Source organism: Sinorhizobium chiapasense, from assembly GCF_045277575.1.
Lineage (GTDB): Bacteria > Pseudomonadota > Alphaproteobacteria > Rhizobiales > Rhizobiaceae > Ensifer > Ensifer chiapasense_A.
Genome location: NZ_CP144206.1, coordinates 2339558 through 2361760 on the forward strand (window position 1 = coordinate 2339558; position 22203 = coordinate 2361760).

At 59.9% G+C, this 22203-nt stretch carries 17 protein-coding genes and 2 pseudogenes; 12 read left to right on the top strand and 7 right to left on the bottom strand.

Features of this window, described 5'->3' with window-relative positions; translation table 11 throughout:
* The first annotated feature begins 12 nt into the window (after positions 1–12).
* The 7 genes from QM996_RS29640 to QM996_RS29670 all read left to right on the top strand — a co-directional run bounded on the left by QM996_RS29640 (position 13) and on the right by QM996_RS29670 (position 9933).
* Complete coding sequence (locus tag QM996_RS29640; RefSeq protein ID WP_334197399.1) at positions 13–1986, top strand: copper amine oxidase; 1974 nt, start codon at positions 13–15, stop codon at positions 1984–1986.
* A gap of 189 nt (positions 1987–2175) precedes the next feature.
* Positions 2176–4494 carry a methyl-accepting chemotaxis protein gene (locus QM996_RS29645; RefSeq protein WP_500270426.1) on the top strand — a complete coding sequence of 773 codons (2319 nt, stop codon included), beginning with the start codon at positions 2176–2178 and terminating at the stop codon, positions 4492–4494.
* A gap of 176 nt (positions 4495–4670) precedes the next feature.
* Entirely contained in the window at positions 4671–6335 is a 1665-nt protein-coding gene (locus tag QM996_RS29650) for an electron transfer flavoprotein-ubiquinone oxidoreductase (protein ID WP_334197400.1), read from the top strand.
* Between the two features lie 61 nt (positions 6336–6396).
* The gene (gene panD / locus QM996_RS29655; RefSeq protein WP_334197401.1) at positions 6397–6849 is read left to right on the top strand and encodes an aspartate 1-decarboxylase; all 453 of its coding nucleotides are present in this window, start codon (positions 6397–6399) and stop codon (positions 6847–6849) included.
* A 294-nt stretch (positions 6850–7143) separates the two neighbouring features.
* Complete coding sequence (locus tag QM996_RS29660; RefSeq protein ID WP_334197402.1) at positions 7144–7293, top strand: hypothetical protein; 150 nt, start codon at positions 7144–7146, stop codon at positions 7291–7293.
* A 624-nt stretch (positions 7294–7917) separates the two neighbouring features.
* A complete protein-coding gene (locus tag QM996_RS29665; RefSeq protein ID WP_334197403.1) occupies positions 7918–9012 on the top strand; it encodes an IS1595 family transposase in 1095 nt (364 codons plus the stop codon).
* Positions 9013–9576: 564 nt separating this feature from the next.
* Positions 9577–9933, top strand: coding sequence for a cupin domain-containing protein (locus tag QM996_RS29670; protein ID WP_334197404.1), 357 nt, complete (start codon positions 9577–9579; stop codon positions 9931–9933).
* A 124-nt stretch (positions 9934–10057) separates the two neighbouring features.
* On the opposite strand, the gene QM996_RS29675 is transcribed toward QM996_RS29670, so the two are convergent.
* The 6 genes and pseudogenes from QM996_RS29675 to QM996_RS29700 all read right to left on the bottom strand — a co-directional run.
* On the bottom strand, positions 10058–11485 hold the full coding sequence (locus tag QM996_RS29675; RefSeq protein WP_334197405.1) for an aldehyde dehydrogenase family protein: 1428 nt from the start codon (positions 11483–11485) through the stop codon (positions 10058–10060).
* On the bottom strand, positions 11482–13002 hold the full coding sequence (locus tag QM996_RS29680; RefSeq protein WP_334197406.1) for an FAD-dependent oxidoreductase: 1521 nt from the start codon (positions 13000–13002) through the stop codon (positions 11482–11484). The genes QM996_RS29675 and QM996_RS29680 overlap by 4 nt, the downstream gene beginning before the upstream one ends.
* Complete coding sequence (locus tag QM996_RS29685) at positions 12999–13301, bottom strand: (2Fe-2S)-binding protein (protein WP_334197407.1); 303 nt, start codon at positions 13299–13301, stop codon at positions 12999–13001. The genes QM996_RS29680 and QM996_RS29685 overlap by 4 nt, the downstream gene beginning before the upstream one ends.
* Positions 13282–14409 (bottom strand): NAD(P)/FAD-dependent oxidoreductase, encoded by a 1128-nt coding sequence (locus QM996_RS29690; protein ID WP_334197408.1) that lies wholly within the window; start codon positions 14407–14409, stop codon positions 13282–13284. The genes QM996_RS29685 and QM996_RS29690 overlap by 20 nt, the downstream gene beginning before the upstream one ends.
* A gap of 59 nt (positions 14410–14468) precedes the next feature.
* On the bottom strand, positions 14469–15791 hold the full coding sequence (locus QM996_RS29695; protein WP_334197409.1) for an NAD(P)/FAD-dependent oxidoreductase: 1323 nt from the start codon (positions 15789–15791) through the stop codon (positions 14469–14471).
* A 32-nt stretch (positions 15792–15823) separates the two neighbouring features.
* Positions 15824–15958: pseudogene (locus QM996_RS29700) on the bottom strand (RidA family protein); the annotation flags it as partial.
* Between the two features lie 377 nt (positions 15959–16335).
* Here QM996_RS29700 and QM996_RS29705 point away from each other — a divergent pair.
* The 5 genes and pseudogenes from QM996_RS29705 to QM996_RS29725 all read left to right on the top strand — a co-directional run bounded on the left by QM996_RS29705 (position 16336) and on the right by QM996_RS29725 (position 21376).
* A complete protein-coding gene (locus QM996_RS29705) occupies positions 16336–17040 on the top strand; it encodes an aspartate/glutamate racemase family protein (protein ID WP_334197410.1) in 705 nt (234 codons plus the stop codon).
* 167 nt (positions 17041–17207) lie between these two features.
* Positions 17208–18470, top strand: coding sequence for a 3-oxo-tetronate kinase (gene otnK / locus QM996_RS29710; RefSeq protein WP_334198714.1), 1263 nt, complete (start codon positions 17208–17210; stop codon positions 18468–18470).
* A gap of 38 nt (positions 18471–18508) precedes the next feature.
* The gene (gene otnC, locus QM996_RS29715; RefSeq protein WP_334197411.1) at positions 18509–19108 is read left to right on the top strand and encodes a 3-oxo-tetronate 4-phosphate decarboxylase; all 600 of its coding nucleotides are present in this window, start codon (positions 18509–18511) and stop codon (positions 19106–19108) included.
* Positions 19109–19356: 248 nt separating this feature from the next.
* Positions 19357–19533: pseudogene (locus tag QM996_RS29720) on the top strand (Tn3 family transposase); the annotation flags it as partial.
* 766 nt (positions 19534–20299) lie between these two features.
* The gene (locus QM996_RS29725; protein WP_334197412.1) at positions 20300–21376 is read left to right on the top strand and encodes a hypothetical protein; all 1077 of its coding nucleotides are present in this window, start codon (positions 20300–20302) and stop codon (positions 21374–21376) included.
* 40 nt (positions 21377–21416) lie between these two features.
* On the opposite strand, the gene QM996_RS29730 is transcribed toward QM996_RS29725, so the two are convergent.
* Entirely contained in the window at positions 21417–22055 is a 639-nt protein-coding gene (locus tag QM996_RS29730; protein ID WP_334197413.1) for a DUF6602 domain-containing protein, read from the bottom strand.
* Positions 22056–22203 lie beyond the last annotated feature (148 nt).

Genomic DNA, 22203 nt, shown 5'->3' on the forward strand with positions numbered 1-22203 from the left:
GAGGGAACGATCATGAGACTGATGAAATATCTGGCCGCGACCGCGCTGGGCTTCGGCCTTGCCGGCGGTACGGCTTTCGCCCACCCGCTCGACGGTCTGACGGCCGAGGAATACCAGAAGATCAACCAGATCCTGCGCGACAAGAAGGTTGCTGACGACAAGACGCTCTATCCGCTGATCGAGCTCAAGGAGCCGGCTAAGGCCGACGTGCTTGCCTGGAAGGAAGGCGACAGCCTCGATCGCAAGGCGACGGTGCATTTCACCAGCCCGGACGGGTTCGGCGAGGCGGTCGTCAACATCACCAAGGGTACGGTCGAAAGTAACGCCAAGGCAGCCGGCCAGCCGATGGTGCTGTTCACCGAATTCATGGGTGCGCTGGAAGGCGCGCTCGGTCATCCAGACATGGTGGCGGGCCTCGCCAAGCGCGGGCTGAAGCCTGAACAAGCCTTCTGTCTGCCGCTGACGGGCGGCAACTTCTTCACCGAGGAATATCAGAACTCCCGTCTGATGAAGGTGCCCTGCTACCAGGTGCCGGATGGCTCAAATTTCTACGCAAAACCCATCGAGAACCTTTTCGCCGTTTACGACATCGGCAAGAAGGAAGTGGTGCGCGTTGTCGATCTCGGCGTGATCGACCTGCCGAAGGACGGTTGGGGCTATACGGAGGAGGAGGTCGCCAAGCGCCTGCCGCTGCGGGGGGACTCCAACCCCGTCAAGCTCGTGCAGGAAGGCGGCCCGAACTACAAGATCAACGGCAGCCATATTGAATGGGACATGTGGCGCTTCAACTTCCGCGTCGACAAGCGCCCTGGCCTCGTCGTTTCCAATCTCGACGTTAACGATGCAGGCACCTGGCGCTCGGTCATCTATCAGGCGCATCTTTCCGAGGTCTTTGTGCCCTATATGGACCCGTCGGAAGGCTGGTACTGGCGCACCTACATGGACAGTGGGGAATACGGTTTCGGCCTGTTCCTGACGCCGCTTCGCGCCGGCATCGACTGCCCCTCCCACGCCACGTTCCTGCCGGCTACCATCGCCGACGACAAGGGCTCGCCGCTCGTTATCCCGGATGCGATCTGCGTCTTCGAGCGCAGCATCGGCGATCCGGCCTGGCGCCACTTCGAGGTCTTCGCGCAGACGCCGGAGAAGCCGGTGCCGGCGGAAGGTCGCCCGGCGACCGAACTGGTGGTGCGCACGGCCTCGGAAGTAGGCAATTACGACTATCTCATCGATTATCGCCTGCAGCAGAACGGTCAGGTCAACATCTATATCGGCGCGACCGGCCTCGATGCGGTGAAGGGCGTCGCCTCGACGTCGATGAAGGACGCGACGGCGAAGGCGGATACGGCTCATGGAACGCTGATCGCGCCGAACCTCGTCGCAGCCAACCACGACCATTATTTCAACTTCCGCATCGACTTCGACGTCGACCAGCCGATCAACCATTTTTCGACGATGGACATCGTGCCAGCCAAGCTCGACGCATCGACGCCTCGCAAGTCGATGTGGACCGTCGAGCACAAGATGCCGATGACGGAAATGGAGGCGCGCTACAAGCTTTCATCCTCGCAGCCTCGCTACTTCCACATCTCGGACCCGTCGCGCGAAGGCTATCTCGGCCATGAACCTGGCTACATGATCCACCACGGCGACGTCTCCTACGGCCCGTTCGACTTCCAGAACGACCCCCCGATGAAGCGCAACGCCTATATCGAGTATTCGGTCTGGAACACGGTCTACGATCCCGAGCAACGTTATGCCGGCGGCAAGTTCGCGATGCAGAGTGATGGTTCCGATACGCTCGCCGAATGGGTGAAGAAGGACCAGAGCCTCATGGGCAAGGACATCGTCACCTGGTTCTCCGCAGGTTTCCATCACATTCCGCGCATGGAGGATTGGCCCGTGATGTCGACCGAATGGAAGACCGTGCACATCATGCCGCACAACTTCTTCGCCCACAATCCGGCGTTGACGATCAGGAAATGATGAGGAGGGGGCCTCTCCACCGCTGCACTCTGACTTTGCGAAGCGGCTAGAGCTGTGTCGTTTCCGGTTGGACAAAGGCCTGGCTTCATCTGACGACGTTTGTGTGCGAGATGATCTCGTCTCCCTTCCGCCGCGCTGCCGGCATGCTCTTCGATCCGAGAATACTGGCACGCGCCAAGGAGACGCCTGATGCTGATACCCAAGACTGCGATCGCTAGAAATATGTTCGCCATCGTGGCAACAGGAGTAGCCACCACTGTCGTGACCGCGGGCATTCTGCTCTGGCTGTCCTACCGAGCCGTGGAAGAGCGCTCCGTCTCTGAGATGGTGAAGACGGCGCATGCAACTGCCGGTAAAGTTGAGACTTATTTCGCCGACGTCAGGGCTCTCAGTCGGAACATGCGTTCGGCACTTTACGCCGTGAAGGCGGCTGGGAACCCGAGTCGTGATATGATGAACAGCGTCTTGAGCCGGCTGATGGTCGACAACCCATTTGCGCTTGGCATCAGTACCGCTTGGGAGCCTGGAGCATTTGACGGCAAAGACGAGGAATATCGCAACAAGTCGGGCCATGACGTAACGGGCCGCTACATTCCCTATTTTTACCGCAACGCCGGCACAATCGAACTAATGCCGTTGGTCGATTACGATAAGCCGGGTGTTGGAGATTACTATCTGGTGCCTAAGGCAACCGGGAAGGAATTTCTGACTGAGCCTTATAGTCCTATCGTTGATGGCAAGAGCGTGCTCATGACCTCGTTCATGGTGCCATTGATGTTCAACGGCAGGTTTCTCGGCGAGACCGGAGTGGACATTGCTCTTGATGCGCTGACGTCCGAAATGGCTCAACTGAAGCCGCTCGGCGAAGGCTATGTCGCTCTTCTGAGCCAAGGGGGCAGTGTTGTAAGCCACCCTGACAAAACAACCTTAGGGAAGAACCTAGCGGATTCCGGACTCGATGCGGAAGCGTGGCAAGAAATCATAGCCAACCCCGAAAAAGCCGTGAAGTTCAAGGGCGCAGGTGGGATTTCCTTCGTCGGCGTTGCTGTGCCGGTCCCGCTCGTGAGCGGCATAACTTGGTTCACAGTAGCGTGCGTTCCCACTTCTGTCCTCTTCGCTAACGTGACCTCTCTCGCGTTGATATCCACTATTGTCATCGCTGTCGCCGCAGGCATGATGGTGTCGGTCGGCTGGCTCCTGGCGAGACGTCTTCGTAGTCGACTCAACACGGTCATCGCGGCTACAAGCGCGATAGCCGCCGGTGGAACGGAAGTTGACCTCTCGGAATCTGAACGTCAAGACGAGATTGGTGAGATGGCCCGCTCGCTTGCGGTGCTTCGCGACTCGACGCTGGCTAAAGCTCGCCTTGAAAACGAGGCCGAGCAAGGCCGCATACTTTCCGAACAGGAACGGCGTCAACGCGCTGAGGAAGCGGCGGAACGCGAACGCCAGACGGCTATTGCTGTTGAGGCGCTGGCTGTTGGCTTGCGGAACCTTGCCGATGGCAACATGACTCACCGAATTGAACAGGTATTTGCCGGATCGCTCGACCAGGTTCGTCACGATTTCAACGCTTCGGTTGAGAAGCTGCAGACGGCACTGCGTTCAGTCGGTAGCAACGCCAACGCTATCCAAGCCGGCTCCGCTGAGCTTCGCGCAGCATCCGACGACCTCGCCAGGCGTACCGAGCAGCAGGCAGCTTCGGTAGAGGAAACTGCCGCCGCTCTGGAAGAGATCACAACGGCGCTCAAGGATGCCAGCCGGCAGGCGGAGGATGCTGGTCGATTGGTAGAGAGAACCCGCATCAGTGCTGAAAAGTCCGGAGAGGTTGTTCTGCGTGCAGTGAGTGCGATGAGCGGAATCGAAACCTCGTCTCGAGAAATCTCCAACATCATCGGCGTGATTGACGAAATCGCGTTTCAGACGAATCTGCTGGCGCTAAATGCAGGCGTGGAAGCGGCGAGGGCAGGAGAGTCCGGGAAAGGTTTTGCCGTCGTCGCCCAGGAAGTCCGCGAACTCGCCCAGCGTTCGGCGAACGCTGCCAAGGAAATTAAAACACTCATTGGCAAATCGGGCGAACAGGTGCATCTCGGCGTTGAGCTCGTCGGCGAGACTGGTTCGGCACTCTCTCTGATCGTAAACCAGGTGCAGGCGATCGACAAAAACGTCGCGGCAATAGCACAGTCGGCGCGCGAGCAATCGACTGGACTACAGGAGATTAGCTCTGCAGTGAATTCCATCGACGAAACTACGCAGAAGAATGCGGCCATGGCGGAGGAGCAGACTGCGGCCAGCCATGCTCTGGCGACAGAAGCAGATGCCCTCAACAAACTAATCGCGCAGTTTAGCATAGGTACCATAGGCGCGCGACCCGTCGCGGTATCGTCCAATGAACATCCCCCCATCGTTTCGGGCGCGCGGATGCTCGGCAACCAGGTCATTCGTGCCTTCGCTGGCAGCAGTGCGGCCGCCATAAATGAGCCATCGCAGGAATGGGAAGAGTTTTAAGAATCATACTGGCTTTGCTGAATGCCGCCGCGGGACGCCCGAGATGTCCATGCAAGATTGGGGCACGGCGGTGTTTATCGCGCGACCGCCGGATGGCGTCGGTCGGATGACCATGCTGATGGCTAGGTGAACTGCGACATGGCGGACCGCATCCACGAGTTTTGTGAGGATTTGAAATGAGCGAGTACTTGGAGTTGCCCGAGCGCGAGAGCATGGAGTTCGACGTCGTGATCGTCGGCGCGGGGCCGGCCGGTCTTGCGGCGGCGATCCGGCTGAAGCAGGTCAATCCGGAGCTTTCGGTGGTGGTGCTCGAGAAGGCCGCCGAGGTCGGCGCGCATATCCTGTCGGGTGCCGTCGTCGATCCCATCGGCATCGATAGGCTGCTGCCGGACTGGCGCGCCGACGCCGACCATCCGTTCAAGACCGAGGTGACGGACGACCACTTCCTGTTGTTGGGCCCGGCCGGCTCGATCCGCCTGCCGAACTTCCTGATGCCGCCGCTGATGAACAATCACGGCAACTACATCGTCTCGCTCGGTAACGTCTGTCGCTGGCTGGCGACAAAGGCGGAAGAGCTTGGCGTCGAGATCTATCCGGGCTTTGCCGCCACCGAAGTGCTCTACAACGACGAGGGTGCGGTCATCGGTGTTGCCACCGGCGACATGGGCATTGAGCGCAACGGCGAGCCGGGCCCGAACTTCGCCCGCGGCATGGCGCTCTTGGGCAAATACATGCTGATCGGCGAGGGCGTGCGCGGTTCGCTCGCCAAGCAGCTGATCGCCAAGTTCAAGCTCGACGAAGGTCGTGACGTCCAGAAATTCGGTATCGGGCTGAAGGAGCTCTGGCAGGTCAAGCCGGAAAACCACCGGCCCGGGCTGGTGCAGCACTCCTTCGGCTGGCCGCTCGGCATGAAGACCGGTGGCGGTTCGTTCCTCTATCATCTCGAAGACAACATGGTCGCCGTCGGCTTCGTCGTGCACTTGAACTACAAGAACCCCTATCTCTTCCCGTTCGAGGAGTTCCAGCGCTTCAAGACGCACCCCGCCATTCGCGGTACCTTCGAGGGGGGCAAGCGGCTCTCCTATGGTGCGCGTGCGATCAGCGAGGGCGGCTATCAGTCGGTGCCGAAGTTGTCCTTCCCCGGCGGGGCGCTGATCGGCTGTTCGGCCGGTCTCGTCAACGTGCCGCGCATCAAGGGCAGCCACAATGCGGTGCTGTCGGGCATCCTCGCTGCCGACAAGCTGGCGGAAGCGATCGCATCCGGCCGCGCCAATGATGAGCCGGTCGAGATCGAGAACGAATGGCGCCAGACCGACATAGGCAAGGACCTGAAGCGGGTGAGGAACGTCAAGCCGCTGTGGTCGAAGTTCGGCACGGCGGTGGGCGTGGCACTCGGTGGTCTCGACATGTGGACCAACCAGTTGTTCGGCTTCTCCTTCTTCGGCACGCTGAAGCACGGAAAGACCGATGCGCAGAGCCTCGAGCCGGCGGCCAAGCATCAGCGGATCGATTATCCGAAGCCGGATGGTGTGTCGACCTTCGATCGCCTCTCCTCGGTGTTCCTGTCGAACACCAACCACGAGGAAGACCAACCGGTTCACCTCAAGGTCAAGGATATGGAGCTGCAGAAGCGCTCCGAGCACGACGTCTATGCCGGTCCGTCGACGCGCTACTGTCCGGCCGGGGTCTATGAATGGGTGGAGAAGGACGGGAAAGACGTCTTCGTCATCAACGCGCAGAACTGCGTGCACTGCAAGACCTGCGACATCAAGGACCCGAACCAGAACATCAACTGGGTGCCGCCACAAGGAGGCGAAGGCCCGGTCTATCCGAACATGTAAAAATTTGGGGCCGCGCCGAGATCACTCCGCGGTGCCTCTATGAAGTTGACCAGGAGGGACGATGCGAAAACTTGTCGCGGGTAAGCTGCACGGCATTTATGTGACCGAGGCAAACCTCAATTACCACGGATCGATCACACTCGACCCCGATCATTGCGAGGCCGCTGGCATTCTCCCAATGGAATTCGTGGAAATCTGGAACAGGAATTCTGGCGCGCGAATTTCCACTTATGTCATCCTCGGCGAGCGCGGGTCGAGGTGCTGTATCCTCAACGGTGCGGCCGCCCGCACGTGCCAGCCAGGCGACGCGATAATCATCTGCAATTCCGTCTATCTCGACGACAGCAGTATTACCAAATTGAAGCCAAAGGTGCTCACTTTTGATCAAGACAATCGCATACGCGAACGCTTGACCTATTCCGTCGGCGTCGATGGTAAGGGGCAGTACGCATTTAGTATTCTCGATGAAAAGGGCACTGTTTTGCCCACGCCACAATTGGTGACCGCTGTTTAAGGAGGCGTGTTCGCGCGGGGGAACCCGCGCGGCGCTTTTGGGCGAGAGCGTCTCGGGAATGAACTGGGCGATCGCCGTTCCAGTAAGCTGATCGTCGCCTTTGTCAGAAAGATCACGCGGGAACCGAGATCAACGAGTTTGAGGCCGCGGAGACCGAACTTCCCAACTGCACGATGGAGGAGAAATCCCGGTTTCAAAATATTTTCATCCACCACTTTGCGACCATGGCAAGCTCGACTGCTGAACTTTGTCCTTAAAGGGCGAGCCGCTCATGTCGAGCCTCGGAACTGCGTCATGAACACCCTCGACCCGCAGATTTGCTTTGTCGAAAACAGACTTTACGCTGCCGGCGTTGTCGCTCTCGCCGGTGACGCGAGTTATTACACTGTCCTTTTCGAAGTAGCGCATAAATTCCTGGCCATGATCTCCCACGTGTTGAAGTGACAGGGGCCGAGAAGCGCGGCGGGGTGCAGAGCGGTTTGGCTTGGCCAGGCATCCGTATCGCACTTCGGCGCAATACAAATGTGCACATGGCTTGCCACGCCCAGAGCCAGACAGAGATGTTGTCGATCAATATTGAGCGCGCTGCGCGCATGGGGAGTGGAATCATGCTCTATCACGGAAACGGGCTAGTTATCGGCGAGATTGCTGTCGTGGAAGATGACGTTTCCACACTTCAGGTGTGACGTTAGGCGGGACAGGCAAAGCTGCCGGTGGTTGCCACCCGCGGATTCGCCGGGGCGCGCTTATCGGCGCTGGGACATTAAATCATCGGCAACATCGAAATCGGTGTACGTGGCAAAGGAGGAGGCTGGCAGCGTCGCCGTAGCCCCCGTCACACTTCATACCTCAGGGGACGAATAATCATGGGTCGGCCTCTGCAGCCTTGGCCATATTAGCGGCTCCGGTCTGGCTCCCATTTTCTCGAACGCGAATTCGGCAGGTAACTGAGGGCATAGCGTTGGCTTCCCGCTAGACAACGCGGCCTTTATCAACCAAAGACAGCGGTAGCCTTGATACACAAGGGCTACCATGCGATTCTTCGGGCATGATCCGAAGGAGATGAGAATGTCGGAGATGCTTGCAGCGCTTACCAACATTCGGACCGCGGAAGATATGGTCGTGGCCTTTCGCGATGAGGAACAGTGTCGGCGATTGCTGGAAAGCATGGTGTGGCCGGCCGGAAGAGTTTGCCCCGCCTGTGGTTACAAGCGCTCGATCGCGATCGCCGGGCGCGATATGGGCAAGCGGCGTGCGCGTCCGGGTCTCTATCAATGCTCCAGCGGCGAGTGTCGGTTCCAGTTTACGGTGACGACACACACGCCGCTGCATTCCACAAAACTTCCTTTGAGTGTCTGGCTGAAGGGCATGTGGCTTATTCTGCAGTCGGATAAAGGTTTGTCCTCGGTGCGTCTGGCCGAGGCTCTGGGGGTAAGCCAACCCACGGCCTGGCGGATGGGACACGCGCTGCGTCTCATGGCGGCGCGCGAGCACATGCTCGATGGCACGGTGGAGATCGACCATTTTTATCTCGGTGGGCGAGCAAGAATAAATCCGGACGATCCACCGCCTGGACGAGGCCGAAAAGGCCTACCGAATACCCAGAAGACGCCTGTCATGGTGATCGTTCAACGGCCAGATGACATCACACCCGGCACTCCGGCCGGTGACGCGCGTGCTGCGGTGGTGACTGGTCTTTCGCTCCGTGCAGCGGCGCGCGCCGCCGAAGCGCAGATCGACCCCGACGCCTGCTTGATGAGCGATGAGGCGACAGCGTTCATGGCCCTTGGCGAGAGCTATGCCAGACATGACACTGTGAAGCATTCCAGCCGCGAATACGTTCGTGACGCCGTTCATGTCAATTCGGTCGAAGGTTTCAATGCCCGCGTCCGCCGCACAATTGCCGGCGTCTTTCATCACATCAGCCCGCAGCACGCCGACCTGTATTTCCACGAGATCGGTTTCCGCTGGTCACAGCGCATTGTGACGGGCCAGGCTGTGCGGAAAAGCCGAAATGGCAGGGAACGCATGAAAACCCTTTGGTCACGCGTGCCACCGGCGCTGCAATTGCTGCAAATCTTTCGCGCCGCGACCGGCCGTCAACTGCGCAGAAGTCCGGATGGTGGCATCATCGTCAAATCAGCAGTCGCTGTCTTTGGTTGATAAAGGCCGACAACGCTAAGGGAGATCAAATCGCGAACACCAAACAGATCGTGCGCGGAACTTCTCACTTGGGTGGAGAGCGGAATTAGGTGGCCAAAGCGCTGAATGGCGGCGTTCGCAGACAGGAACCGTCATTGCTCACTGCCCACTCGCGGTGTTCCCCGCAAGAGATGAGTCCAGGCTGCATGCTGCAACTGGACTGCACCGTTGTGCAGAAAGCAGCGATGCATTCGACGGCGACGATGCTATGGCCAGCGGCGCATCGGGCAAGTCAGTGTTTCATACTAAAAGAAACTTGCCGCTGTGTCGCAAACGCGGCGACCGCCGTCATACGGCGCGGGCAGCTTCGCTGGTTCGCAGCGAACTTTTGAAATTATCTGCTGAACCGACGCTCTATTTGGCAAAGCCAACTCCTTGATCGACCTATTCTGGGTAACGCCCGATCCAGCTCAGAGGCACATCGCTGGCTCAACCGCGCAGGGCAGCAAAACATCCGGTCCGCGCCGGACGGAATTTAATCAGCCTCATCGATCCCGCACCCGCGAACCGAACAAGGAAAACGACATGTCACTGTTGATTACCATTGATACCGATCCGAGCTTCACACCAAAGGAGGCGGTTCCCGCACAGGACCGGCTCATTTCGGGGAACCCGCTCTTCAAGACCTGGGCGCAGGATGCCTCGAAAGGAGAGAAGGTGCTGACCGGCGTCTGGGAGGCGACGCCTGGCGAGCATCATTCGATCAAGGGTACCACCTACGAATTCTGCCATCTCATTTCGGGCCTCGTGGAAATCGAGGAGGAGGGCGGCGAGACGAAGACCTATCGCGCCGGTGACAGCTTCGTCATGAAGCCGGGTTTCGTCGGTGTTTGGCGTACGATCGAGACCGTACGCAAGATCTACATTTGTGTTTACGAGTGACAGCAAACCCAGGTGCGCCGACTGTGGCACACCTGAGACTTCCGGATGAGGCGACGCCGAGACTGGGGCAAATAGCAGCCGCGATGTGCGCCCGGCATCCGGCCCGGCACACCGATCTTGACCCTCACTCGTTCGAGAAGCCGACGATGCCCTTGATCTCGGTAAACTCGTGCAGCCCGAACTTCCCGTATTCCCGGCCGTTGCCGGATTGCTTGTAGCCGCCGAAGGGGGCGGCCGGGTCCCAGGCGGAGCTGTTGAAGCGAACGATGCCGGCGCGTAGCCTGCCTGCGAGCGCCCGCGCTTGCTCGAGATCGCCCTGAATATAGGCGGCGAGGCCGTAGGGCGTATCGTTGGCGATCGCGACTGCTTCCTCTTCGCTGTTATAACCGATGATCGACAGCACCGGGCCGAAGATCTCCTCGCGCGCAATCGACATCTGGTTGGTGACGCGGGCAAACACCGTCGGGCGCACGTAATAGCCGGCATTGAGATGCGACGGGCGGCCGAGGCCACCGGCGACGAGCTCCGCTCCTTCGGCGATGCCGCGTTCGATCAGCGCCTGGATCTTGTCGAACTGGGCGGCGCTTGCGACCGGTCCGAGGTCGGTGCGCGAATCCGAAGGCGGACCGACGACGAGCGCATCCGCTTGCCTCGCGGCGATCGAGCTTGCCTCGTCCATGCGCTCCGCCGGCACCAGCATCCGCGTTGGCGCAGTGCAGGTCTGGCCGGAATTGCCGAAGCAGCGGCGGACGCCAGCAGCGACCGCGGCAGAGAAGTCGGCGCTGCGCAGGATGATGTTCGGCGACTTGCCGCCGAGCTCCTGATGCATCCGCTTGACGGTCGGTGCCGCGGCCTGCGCCACGGCGATGCCGGCGCGGGTCGACCCGGTGAAGGACACCATGTCCACGTCCGGGTGGCTGGCGAGTGCCGCACCCACCGTGGGCCCGTCGCCCTGGACGAGGTTGAAGACCCCCCTGGGCACGCCCGCCTCATCCATGATCTCGGCGAAGATCACGGCATTGAAGGGAGCGATCTCCGAAGGCTTCAGCACCATGGTGCAGCCGGTGGCGAGCGCCGGAGCGACCTTGCAGGCGATCTGGTTGATCGGCCAGTTCCACGGCGTGATCATCGCAACGACCCCGACCGGCTCGTGCACGATGCGCGTGGTCCCCTGCATGTAGTCGAAGGCAAAGGTCCCGAAGGCATTGATCGTCTGCTCGAAATGGGCAGCACCAAGGGCGGCCTGCTCGGCCCGGGCCATGGCGAGCGGCGCGCCCATTTCCCGTGAGATGACATCGCCGAGCTCGTCATTGCGGCGCTTCAGGATCGTTACAATGCGCTTCAGCAGTTCGACGCGCTCTTCCTTTGGCGACTGCGAGAAGGAGGCAAACGCCCGCCGCGCGGCCGCGACCGCCTTTTCCGCGTCGGCGGCACTGCCGAGTGCGATCGTACCCGTCGGCTGCTCGGTCGAGGGATCGATGACCTCAAGTATTTTAGACACCGAGGGCTCGACCCACTGACCGTCGATATAGAACTTGTGGGCATGTTTCATTGGTGGCTCCCATGGATGGCGTCCTGCGCGCCATCGGCGGCGCGTTCCAAGAATCCGGCGACAGCGACGATGGCTGCCTCGGTGTGCGGCAAAGCGGCCAGTTCGCCCAGTGTCACCGGTTTAATGGGCGGGCGTAGCCGATAGTAACCGACCTCGTCGGGCGGAACGTTACGGCATTGCGCCAGCAGTTCAACCGCGGTCAGACCGCACAGCCGGCCCTGACATGGTCCCATTCCGCATCGTGTGAACGCCTTCATTTGGTTAGGACCCGGAACGCCGAGCGCGGCAACTTCACGCAGCTTGCCGGCTGTGATTTCCTCACAGCGGCAGACGATGGTGTTGTCGTCCTCGGGCACGCGAAACGTTTTGCCGGGCCGGAACCGATGCTCGATGAAAGTCCTGCCCCTGAGGGCAAGAGCGAGCTTTCGTGCGAGTCGGTTCCGGCGCTGTTCGTAGGCACCCTGGCCAATTCGATTTAAGTCGAGCGCCGCAGACAGGCCCGCGAGCTCTCCTTGCACAGCCGAAGCAACCGCCCCGACAATTCCCGCCGCATCACCGGCGATCGAAATCGCCGGAACCGAACTTGCGCCGCGAACGTCGACGGCCGGACGGAAGGCTGCGAGGCGCTCGTCCCAGCCGTAGTCGCACCCGGCTGCCAGCGTGAGATTGAGGTTCGGCGCGATCCCCTGGTGCAGAAGCAGCAGGTCGCCCTCAATGTGCAGGGACTTGTTGCCGCGACGAAGCTGCAAGGCGCTGAATTGTCCGGAACCGACCGCCTCGATCGCGGTCACCCCGCGGATGACACGGGTTCGACGGTGAACGTCCAAGAGAAGCTTCAGGCCCTTGAGAGCATAGGGCGACGTGGCAAAGGTAAGCACGTGAGGCAGGGCCAAGCGCCAGTTCTCGACCGGCGTGGTATCGACGACCGCTGTCACGGACACGCCTACCCGCAGAAGTTGGCTTGCCAGCAAGTACAGCAGCGGCCCGGTCCCGGCGAGGATGGTCCGTCCGGAGGGAACGAGGCCTGACGACTTCATCAAGACCTGCGCCGCTCCCGCCCCCATGATGCCGGGCATGGTCCACCCCGGGAATGGGAACGGGCGCTCGAGCGCGCCGGTTGCGAGAATCACGCGATGGGCGGCGATCGGCCGGGCAATGCCGCCGAGCGAGATCCCGACCTCAAGCGCATGCGCGCCGTCGCCAGTTTCCTCGTCAGCGGGCCCGACGCTCCACACCGTCGCCCGGCGGGCATAGCTCAAGTCTGCGCGCTGGAACCGCTCGATGAGCCTCCGACCGGCAGCGTAGTCCGGCCCCAAGCGCGCAAGATCGGCATCCGAAGCACGGTCGACCGACCGATAGATCTGGCCTCCGGGCGAATCATTTTCGTCAGCCAGCAATACGGCGAGGCCGTGGGTCGAGGCTTCGATGGCTGCCGAGAGGCCGGCAGGCCCCGCGCCAACGACGACGAGGTCATAGGCAGGCGCGAGATCGGCGGCAGACTGAATGTTTCTAGTCATTCTTCCCGCCCCGGCATGGCCGCGCCGTCCTGTGTTTCGACCCGCATTCCCTCCACGACGGTGGTCATGCAAGCCTGTCGGTTCGGCAGTCCGTCAATTTTGACGAGGCACTCGAAGCACACACCCATCATGCAGTAAGGACCACGGGCGGCGTCGGACACCGGCGTACGCCGCGTGCTGCGATGTCCCGCGGCTAACAGTGCAGTGGCGACGCTGTCGCCCTGGCGGGCCATGGTCGGCGCGCCGTTGAATGTGAATGAGACCGAACTCTCTTTTCTGTCAGACAGCCGCCGGAACATGGAACCTCCGGGAATGAAATACGGAAAGATCGTCAGACAGCGCCCCGGCCGAAATTTGCCGCGGCAGGACCAGCGCATGGTTCGCCGCCAGCGTCACGCCGGAGTGGCAGGCGCATGCAAACGCACCTGGGAACCGCTCCGATTGCTCGTAAATGGGGTAGCCGTCGGGCGTCACTACGCGGAATGCAGCCCAGATCCGCACCGCTTTGGCGTCCCTGAGCAGTGGGAAGGTGCGTAGCGCGCGTTCGGCCAGAACTGCGGTGATTGGTCCTCGCGGTCGCTGATGATCGATCGTCTCCTCCTTGCTCTCGCCGATCAGCACAGGGCCCTCGTCTGTCTGCCGCAGATAGCCGGTGGCATGGCTGAGGAAAGGCTTCAGCCGCTCGGTGACGATGATCTGGCCGCGGCTCGGCGAGAGAGGAATGCTCAGCCCAACCATCGGGGCCAGCGCGGTATTGGCGATGCCGGCCGCAAGCACGACCTTGCCGGCACCGAGCCTCCATCCTTCCCCAGCCAGTTCGAAGGCGCCGGCGCGATGGTGGATCGCAGTTGTCTTCCGGTGCGGAAAATAATGAACGCCACGCTGCTGCAGCGCCTTGTGAAAGCCAGCGAACAGCCGCAGCGGGTTTGCGTGTCCATCGAGCGGGCTGAAAATCGCACCTGCCACTGTCTCGCCGACGAGGGGCAAGCGGCGGCGCGTCTCCGCCTGATCGAGTATCTCATACTCGAGCGGCGGCGTTCCTTCCGCGCCCATTCCTGGTTGGCCGGCGAGCTTCGCCATCGATGCGATCCCGCGTTCCAGCTCCGTTGGCGTTAGCCGAATTGAGAAGCCGCCCGACTGGACAAAGCCAGTGTCGATGCCGGTTTCGGCCTTGAGTTCGGCTGCCAACTGGTGCCAGTTCGCCGTCGAGGTTCGCGACCACCGCGAATAGGCGGCGTTGCCGAGGCCCTTGCTTGAGCTCCATACGAGACCGAAATTCGCCCGGGCGGCCCTGTTTGCCAGATCGCCTTCGTCGACGATTGCAACCCTTTCGCCGCATTTCGACAGACCCCAGGCAATCGATACGCCTACCAGCCCGCCGCCGATGACGATTACGTCGTAATCCATCCCGCTAACTTTCCTCGGCGCGTCGCTCCAACTGCTGTTCCCCGATCCGGCCTCACGGATCAGATTGCGCCGACCTTGACTTTCGAACCATCAAGGAGGCGCGACAGGCGGAAAGGGGTGGGGTCGACACAGGGTGTATCATTGGCAACCAGGTCGGCCGCGAGCCGGCCGATACCTGGGCCCAGTCCGAAACCGTGGCCAGAGGCGCCCGCCGCCAGATAGAGACCTTTCACGCCGTCGGCCGGCGAGATGACCGGCACCGCGTCCGGCGTGAAATCCACGTAGGCTCCCCAACTGTCGGCGACTTCGACCCCCGCCAATGCAGGAAACTGCTCGGTGACCCGTTTCAAGATAGCCGCGATGGTGCGGCGGCTCGGCGGCGGGTCGAGAACGCGCATCTGTTCGAAGGCCGTCGGTTTGCTCTTGTTCAAGCTTCCCAATGCCTCCGGACCCTGGAGGAAGGATTTGCCGATGCCGAACTGCACCGCTTTCAGACGCTTCATGAACATCGGCATGAACCAGCGGGCGTAGCGAATGCCTTGCGGGGTGATGTCGAGCATCGCCCTGCCGCTGATCGCAAGTGTGTAGCTGCCATCCAACCGGCGGGTCAGCGCGCACTCCGGCGTATAGATCGCCTCGCCCAGATTCGCTGTCGGCCGCGTCCGTAGCGCTGTCTGGCGCACGCTCGCTTGCGGAAACAGAACGCCGTGCTGGCGACAAAACAGCGACGTCCAGGCACCGCCGGCGCAAAGGACGGCTTGTGTCCGGATGGTCCCCTTTTCGGTGATAACCCCCGCTACCGCTCCATTTACCAGATCGAGGCCTCGCGCAGCGCACTCCTGGTGGATCGTCGCCCCAAATTTGCGAGCGCCGTTCGCGATCGTCGGCGCGGCGATGGCAGGCTCACCCTTGCCGTCATCGATTGAATGGACCCCGCCGAGCCATCGACGGCCGTTTGCCGGAATTGCGGCCGCCGCTTCGCTGGCGCTCAGCATCTTCGTATTGACGTTGAACTGGCGCGCTGTCTCACGCCATGCTTCCCATTCCGCCAATTGCTGCGGATTGTCCGTAGCGTAAAGCAGACCGCATCGGCGGAAACCGACGTCCTCTCCGATTTTGGACTCGAACTCACCCCATAGCCGCAGGGCGACACCCGATAGCGGCAGCTCGCGCTCATCCCGGTTCTGTTGGCGGCACCAACCCCAGTTGCGGCTCGACTGCTCGCAGCCGGCATGGCCCTTTTCAACCAGAGCGACGGACAGTCCCCGCTCCGCGAGAAAGAAAGCTGCCGTTGCACCAATAATGCCGCCGCCGATGACGACGACATCCGCCTTGGCGGGAAGCTCTTGATCGTTCTGTATGTGTTTGACAATTGGAGACATGGGGGCTGACCTGAGTTATTTTTTCGGCCGATCTATACGGCACTGTTTCCTGCCCCTCCGGCAGGAGCATCTGAGGCAATGACGGCTATCGCATCGACTTCTACGAGATAGCCGTAGTGGAGTTCCGGCACCTGAACGACCGTGCGAGTCGGGCGGGAAGCGCCCAGGCCTTGCCGTTCGAACGGATGCATTTCGATGACGCCTTCGGCCGGAAGCAGGAAATTCCCGATGGGCAGGGGCAGGTCTGGATCAAAGCTTGGGTTCATCGCGCGCCCTCGAAGTGAGCTCATGTGACGGTACCGAAGAAAGGCGAGCAGCATGCATCGAATGCAAATGCAGGGATGGCAGAAAGTTCGGTTTTTGGCGGCGCGACGGTCAAATCTTCGGCCGTCGCGCGGGTAAGTTACAGAGCATCGTCTGACGACAGTGGTTTTGAATCGACTTCCGGTCGAGCACGACAGATGCCGCGATCGGGTTCGTATCCCCCCTGCTGTTACAGGCTCAAATTGAAGAGCGTGCACAATTAAAAACAGAGATATAAGCCATGACTACAGGCATTCATGAGTCCCCTGCGCTTGCCATGATCCATACGGTCCCCGGGATCATCCCCGCGTTTAACGAACTCGTTGGCCACCATCTGCCCGCTTGGCGCCCGTTCAACATGTTGGATGAGAGCCTGCTGGGGAACACGATCCGCGAAGGCACGCTGTCACGTCAGACCATGCGGCGGCTTGCGACTCACATCTGGTCGGCGGTGGATGCGGGGGCTTCGGCGGTCCTCGTCACCTGTTCGTCGCTCGGCCCTGCAGTGGATGCGGCAATGCCACTCTGCCCCGTCCCCCTCTTCCGTATCGATGACGGGATGGCGATCGAGGCGATCAACCGCGGGAATCGAATCGGTGTCCTCGCGACCCTGGCTACAACAATGGAGCCTACGACCCGGTTGATTGAACGCCATGCGCAAAGAATGAATCGCGACGTTTCCGTCGCCAGTGGTCTTTGTGAGGGAGCCTTCGATAAATTGCGAAACGGGGACAGGGCGGCGCATGATGCGATGATACGCGAGGGCCTCGCTTCGCTCGTGGGCAGTGTCGACGTGGTTGTTCTTGCTCAAGCATCAATGGCGAATGCCCTGAAAGAAATGAGCGAGATGTCGGTGCCAGTACTTACTAGCCCTGAACTCGGTGTGCTGCACATGTCCTCCGCACTGAATGCGCGCTCCCGCGTCCAGGAAAGTGCTCAAAGTTAGGCCAGCGGTTTGCCTGCTTTCAGCAGTCCCGAACAGGCCGTCTTGAAGCCGCGCGATCCGATCGCAAAGCAGTGATCAAAGAAGGCATCAGGCGTCGCGGCATCGGCTGAAAGAGACAGTTTGCTGCAAGTCTCCATCGGGTGGTATCCGCGAAGAAAGGAAAAGTAGTGCTTTTAGGAGTGATCGCCGACGATTTTACCGGCGCAAGCGATATTGCAAACACAATTGCAAAGGGCGTGGCGCCTAACGGTGGACTGCGCACCGCCCAGTTTCTCGGCGTACCGAAAACCGCTGCATCTGCCGACGTTGAGGCGGGTGTGGTTGCCCTCAAAAGCCGAACTATTCCAGTCGAGGAGGCGGTAGCGCAATCCCTTGACGCCTTGAACTGGCTTCTGGCCCAAGGCTGCCGGCAGATCGTCTTCAAATACTGCTCGACATTCGATTCCACCCGTGACGGCAACATTGGACCCGTGGGCGAAGCGCTTGCGGCCGCACTCGATGTGAAAAGCGTCGTCGCATGCCCGGCGTTCCCAGGTGCTGGCCGCACCGTCTACATGGCGCACCTGTTCGTCCATGACCGGCTCCTGTGTGAATCCGGAATGCAGAACCATCCGCTTACACCCATGACGGATCCCGACATTCGCCGATGGCTGCGATACCAGACCCGATCGTCCGTTGGGCATGTCGCGCTTGATACGGTTCGCAAGGGTGCCGAGGAAGTCGCCGCTGCGCTTGCCGCGAAGGATGACACGTTGGTAATCGTCGATGCGACATCCGATCAGGATCTGATCACAATCGGGTCGGCGATTGCCGACCATAAGCTGGTAACAGGCGGGTCTGGCATAGCGATTGGTCTTGCTGAGAACTTCATTCGGCGCGGCCAAGCTTCAGGAAACTCAGGCAGGTTGATCGGAACAGACGGGCCGGACGCGATCCTGGCGGGAAGCTGCTCTGGTGCGACCCGCAGCCAGATCGATGTCCACAAGCAAAACCACCCGACGCTAGCCATCGACGTCGACAAGGTGATGAGCGGCGAAACCACCTCCGACCACGTCGTAGAATTTATAACGGGCAATCACGGCCAGGCCCCGCTTGCCTACTCCTCCGGTACACCTGAAGAAGTCAAGGCCATTCAGGCGAAGTATGGTCGCGACAAAGTCGCAGCCAAGCTCGACGCCCTCTTCGCCGACACAGCCCTCAAGCTGATTCAATCGGGCGTGACACGGTTGGTCGTTGCTGGCGGCGAAACGTCTGGCGCAGTCGTATCAGCTCTGGATCTTGGCGCGCTGACGATTGGGCAGGAAATTGATCCAGGCGTGCCAGTCCTCCTTTCCGATGGCGACAAGCCGATCGCTCTTGCCCTGAAGTCAGGCAACTTCGGCTCTGCCGATTTCTTCGTCAAAGCGCTGGAAAGGTTGAAAGCAAATTGAGTAGCTCGGAAAACAGAATCCGCGAGGATATCGTACGCTTGTCGCGGTCGCTCTATGAACGTGGTTTCTCGGTCGGTTCCGCAGGCAACATCAGCGCGGCCGTTGATGACGTCATCCTCATGACACCCACGAACTCCTGTCTTGGCTTTCTAGATTCCGCCAAGATCAGCAAAGTCACGCGTGATGGTCGGCACCTGTCAGGGGACAGACCATCCAAGGAAATTTTTCTGCACAAGGCATTTTATGAAACGCGGCCCCAGACCGGAGCGGTGGTTCATCTTCATTCAACCTATGCAACCGCGCTCTCCTGTTTCACCGACATCGACCCTGACGATTGCATCCCGCCGCTCACCCCATATGTTGTGATGCGCGTGGGCCAGGTCAAACTCTTGGAATACGTGCGGCCGGGAGATGAGAAGGCGGGAGATTTGATCCGGGCGCTCGGGGGGAAATATGCTGCAGTGCTTCTCGCAAATCACGGCCCGGTCGTCACCGGCAAAGATATTTCCTCGGCCGTCTATGCGGCGGAAGAACTGGAAGAAACCGCGAAACTGCTCCTTATGCTGCGTGGCCTGCCAACGCGGATGTTGTCGGATGAAAACGTGGTTGAGCTCAAGTCCGTTTTCGGCGCGTATTAGCCCCTCCGCTTTTCAAAGGCGACGGCCATAATGTTGTCGCTTCATCTTTCGAGCCAGGATCGGAGTTTAACGAGATTGAACGTGATCTCGGGCCAATTGACTTCCGGATCAACAACGCCAGCAGCGCAACTTCAACGACGGTGGGAACTCTCCCGGAAGAGTCCATCCAGCCGCCGCCTCATTGTCTGCTTTTTGGACCCGCACTGCACATTCCCGTCGGTATCGGGGAATGCCAGCTCGGGTCGAACAATGCCGTCGCGCATCTGCGCTCAGAAGGTAAAATCGTCCCAGATGATCTCTTGGCCCATACCTCGCCGGTCGGATGGGAACACATCGCCTTCTCCGGGGATTTCCTCTGGGATCGTGCCGCGACTGCGACCGGCCGGAAACCACTCAACCTGACCGGAAAACAGCGAGCAGCGTGAGGGCGTTCAGGCTTCGTTCTCCCTTATCGTTGTTTAGCGGGAAACCAACGCTATGCCCTCAGTTTAGCTCGTCTGCGACTCCAAATCCATCATTATCGATACTTGAAACCTATCGATAGTGAGAGGTCGCGAAAATTGGCATCCAGCTGACGGAAATAATAAGCCAGTTGACTTCCGTTTGTAGAATTTGAGACGTTAATTCATATGGTTAATAACCGCCTAAGATGGGATCGGCCTCGGCCAAATAGGGTAACCGGGTGTGGCTTTTGCTTTGTGATTTCAATTGAAGTGCTCAGCGGTAAATACGACGCCGAACTTTCACCTAACGACTCCAGGCCGAGCAAGGGGAGGGAGCTTTCAAAGCCCGGGTACCTTGGGGAAATTGCGCCGGAAGCGGAGGCCGACGTTGCGGTTTGAGTCGCACTGTCACGCCCGAGCTCCAGAATTAACGCTCATCGATTATCGCTGCACGCAAAGTGCCTAAGTTGCCGTTGATGTTCGATATTGCAATGGCCTGGCAAAAAGTGGCTCGCTGAAATCGTTAGAGGAAAATCGTACGCCGTTGAGCGTCTAAACCCAACGGACATATGACAATTTTCGGTTTGAAACGGTAAAGCAAAACCCACACCGGCATCCCGTATGTCCACGGCAGGGCCGGAAATGCGTTCGTCGAGGTCTCACGGACACATGGGGATCTTGCAATTACCTCTTGCGTTACAAGCGGCTACTTGCTGGAACCAAGAAGTGGAGAGGAAAGGGTTGCAGTGTGAAGGTCCGCTATCCCGCGATATACAAGATACACGGCGCGAAAAGCCTTCCAGATGAGGCGGAGCGCATGCTTCTACTTTCTGTCGAAAACCCGCTGATTACGGCGACGCTGACCACAAATCCAGAGCCGGACTTCCTGCATATTGAAAAATCCGCGGCGCTCGCAGCGCTACTTCTGAAAGGCATCTTCGCCCCTGACAAGGAAGGCACTTTGCAAGAGCGCCTTGCGGCAGAACTCGAAGAAGTCAGAGCTCGCCGGGAGAAGCGAACCGGAAAGGGCCTGTTCCTTGTATTTGAGTGCGAAGCGGAGATTCCCACGCCGGAGTTCAAGGCGCGGCGCGATGTCGAAGAGTTCGGCGTCTGCCTTGGTGCCCTTGAGAAGCAGGCTATTCGGGAGATTTTCCGGCCCACGGTGCAAGGCGCGATTATGGCCCTGGGATTGGGGCTTCCCGCGAATGCAGACCGACGGGTCGAAAAACTTGGCGACGCGGTCTATCTCATCGACCTAGCCGGCAACAAGCCGATCTATGCTTTTTCATTTCAGGGCGGCCATGCACGCGCTTCAGTTGCCAGTCCGCTTACCGACAGCGTCATCGCCGAGGTGGCGGCAATCGCACCAAAGCTCGCTGCCGACAAGGCGATGGCCCGTCCTGTGAGCTTATTGGTCACCTCGCTGGAAGAAGCCACAGAGGAGTTGCAGCGCTTTATCTCCGCCTGGTCAGCACTTGAAATGTTCGTCAACGGCGCCTTCAAGTCCACATACGAAGCGCGTTGGTTTGCAATCATGGAAGAGGGTGCACCGGCATCAGCAAGGCCCGTCTTCGCGCGCTTTCAAGATGTAATGAGCGACAAGTACAGGCTCACGGACAAATTCCTCGTCATGGCCTCTGTGCTCGATCCCGCCACAGCCGCCGGGGACGCGGCCGAGTTCGGGAGGCTCAAGAAACTGCGCGACGGGCTTCTTCACGCCTTGGACACATCATCGCCGCTGCCAACAGACGCCGTTCAAAAGCTGCTCCTGAAGTATATGAAACTCCACTTGGCCGGCGGTGGAGGTCGGGTTGAAGGAGCATAACCCGCTGGCGTCGGCGGCCGGCGCTCTTTGTTGCGAGGCTTCAGGCTTTGTCCAGCCAGGTCCCGTAAGCGCGAAGGTCGAGCATGGGAACCGTTGCAAGTTTCTGCAGCTGAATGATTAGCTCGAACAAAAACGCAGTGGCGGGCTTGCTTCCCTCGGCAATCCCAATTTCACCGTCAGCCCAGCACGTGAAATGCCCGTGAGCTGCGACACAGCCGAGATCAAGCCGCCCGAACTCAGTTGAAGCGAGCGCCGTCAGCTGATTGGTCAAAGATGAGCCAAGCGGCGGCTTCCAGTCGCTATCCAGCGTGAGGATGCCGCCGAGAATGGGCGGGAGCTCACGCTTGTGCTCGCCGCTTAAATGCGGAATCGGAAGACTGGTCCGGGAAAGGCGGCGCACACTCTCGACTTTTTGGGCCGCGTATTCCACGAATTCTGCATTGATCGTCTGCTTTGCTTCAAAGATCGCATAGACGCTTTCGGCGGGGACGATGATCTCGTTGCCGATGCTGAAAATCAGCGGCGAATACTGCCGGTCATAAATTACAACGTCGATCTGTTCGCTAAATTGGTTGTTGCTGTCACAGACATGCGCCTTGGCTACCTTGTATCGCTGGGGAAGGTACGTGGTCAGAAGTCCGCGCCAGGCTTCCTCTGTAGCATCACCTTTCGTGCCCATATGGCCGAGCGTTTGGCGGGCAGCAGTTAGCTTTTGTTCGACGTCCTTGTGAAGGTGGGTGTGTTCCGGCGTGCAAATTTGACCCCCTTGGCGGGGTAATCGGCGTCCAATTTTGACCCCCCTCAGATTTCATCTGACCATCCGGCTT

Coding starts and splice junctions, on each gene's coding strand:
- QM996_RS29695 (WP_334197409.1), bottom strand. CDS start 15,791: ATGTCTCCAATTGTCAAACACATACAGAACGATCAAGAGCTTCCCGCC.
- QM996_RS29640 (WP_334197399.1), top strand. CDS start 13: ATGAGACTGATGAAATATCTGGCCGCGACCGCGCTGGGCTTCGGCCTT.
- panD (WP_334197401.1), top strand. CDS start 6,397: ATGCGAAAACTTGTCGCGGGTAAGCTGCACGGCATTTATGTGACCGAG.
- QM996_RS29660 (WP_334197402.1), top strand. CDS start 7,144: ATGAACACCCTCGACCCGCAGATTTGCTTTGTCGAAAACAGACTTTAC.
- QM996_RS29705 (WP_334197410.1), top strand. CDS start 16,336: ATGACTACAGGCATTCATGAGTCCCCTGCGCTTGCCATGATCCATACG.
- QM996_RS29645 (WP_500270426.1), top strand. CDS start 2,176: ATGCTGATACCCAAGACTGCGATCGCTAGAAATATGTTCGCCATCGTG.
- QM996_RS29690 (WP_334197408.1), bottom strand. CDS start 14,409: ATGGATTACGACGTAATCGTCATCGGCGGCGGGCTGGTAGGCGTATCG.
- QM996_RS29685 (WP_334197407.1), bottom strand. CDS start 13,301: ATGTTCCGGCGGCTGTCTGACAGAAAAGAGAGTTCGGTCTCATTCACA.
- QM996_RS29665 (WP_334197403.1), top strand. CDS start 7,918: ATGTCGGAGATGCTTGCAGCGCTTACCAACATTCGGACCGCGGAAGAT.
- QM996_RS29650 (WP_334197400.1), top strand. CDS start 4,671: ATGAGCGAGTACTTGGAGTTGCCCGAGCGCGAGAGCATGGAGTTCGAC.
- QM996_RS29675 (WP_334197405.1), bottom strand. CDS start 11,485: ATGAAACATGCCCACAAGTTCTATATCGACGGTCAGTGGGTCGAGCCC.
- QM996_RS29680 (WP_334197406.1), bottom strand. CDS start 13,002: ATGACTAGAAACATTCAGTCTGCCGCCGATCTCGCGCCTGCCTATGAC.
- QM996_RS29730 (WP_334197413.1), bottom strand. CDS start 22,055: ATGGGCACGAAAGGTGATGCTACAGAGGAAGCCTGGCGCGGACTTCTG.
- QM996_RS29670 (WP_334197404.1), top strand. CDS start 9,577: ATGTCACTGTTGATTACCATTGATACCGATCCGAGCTTCACACCAAAG.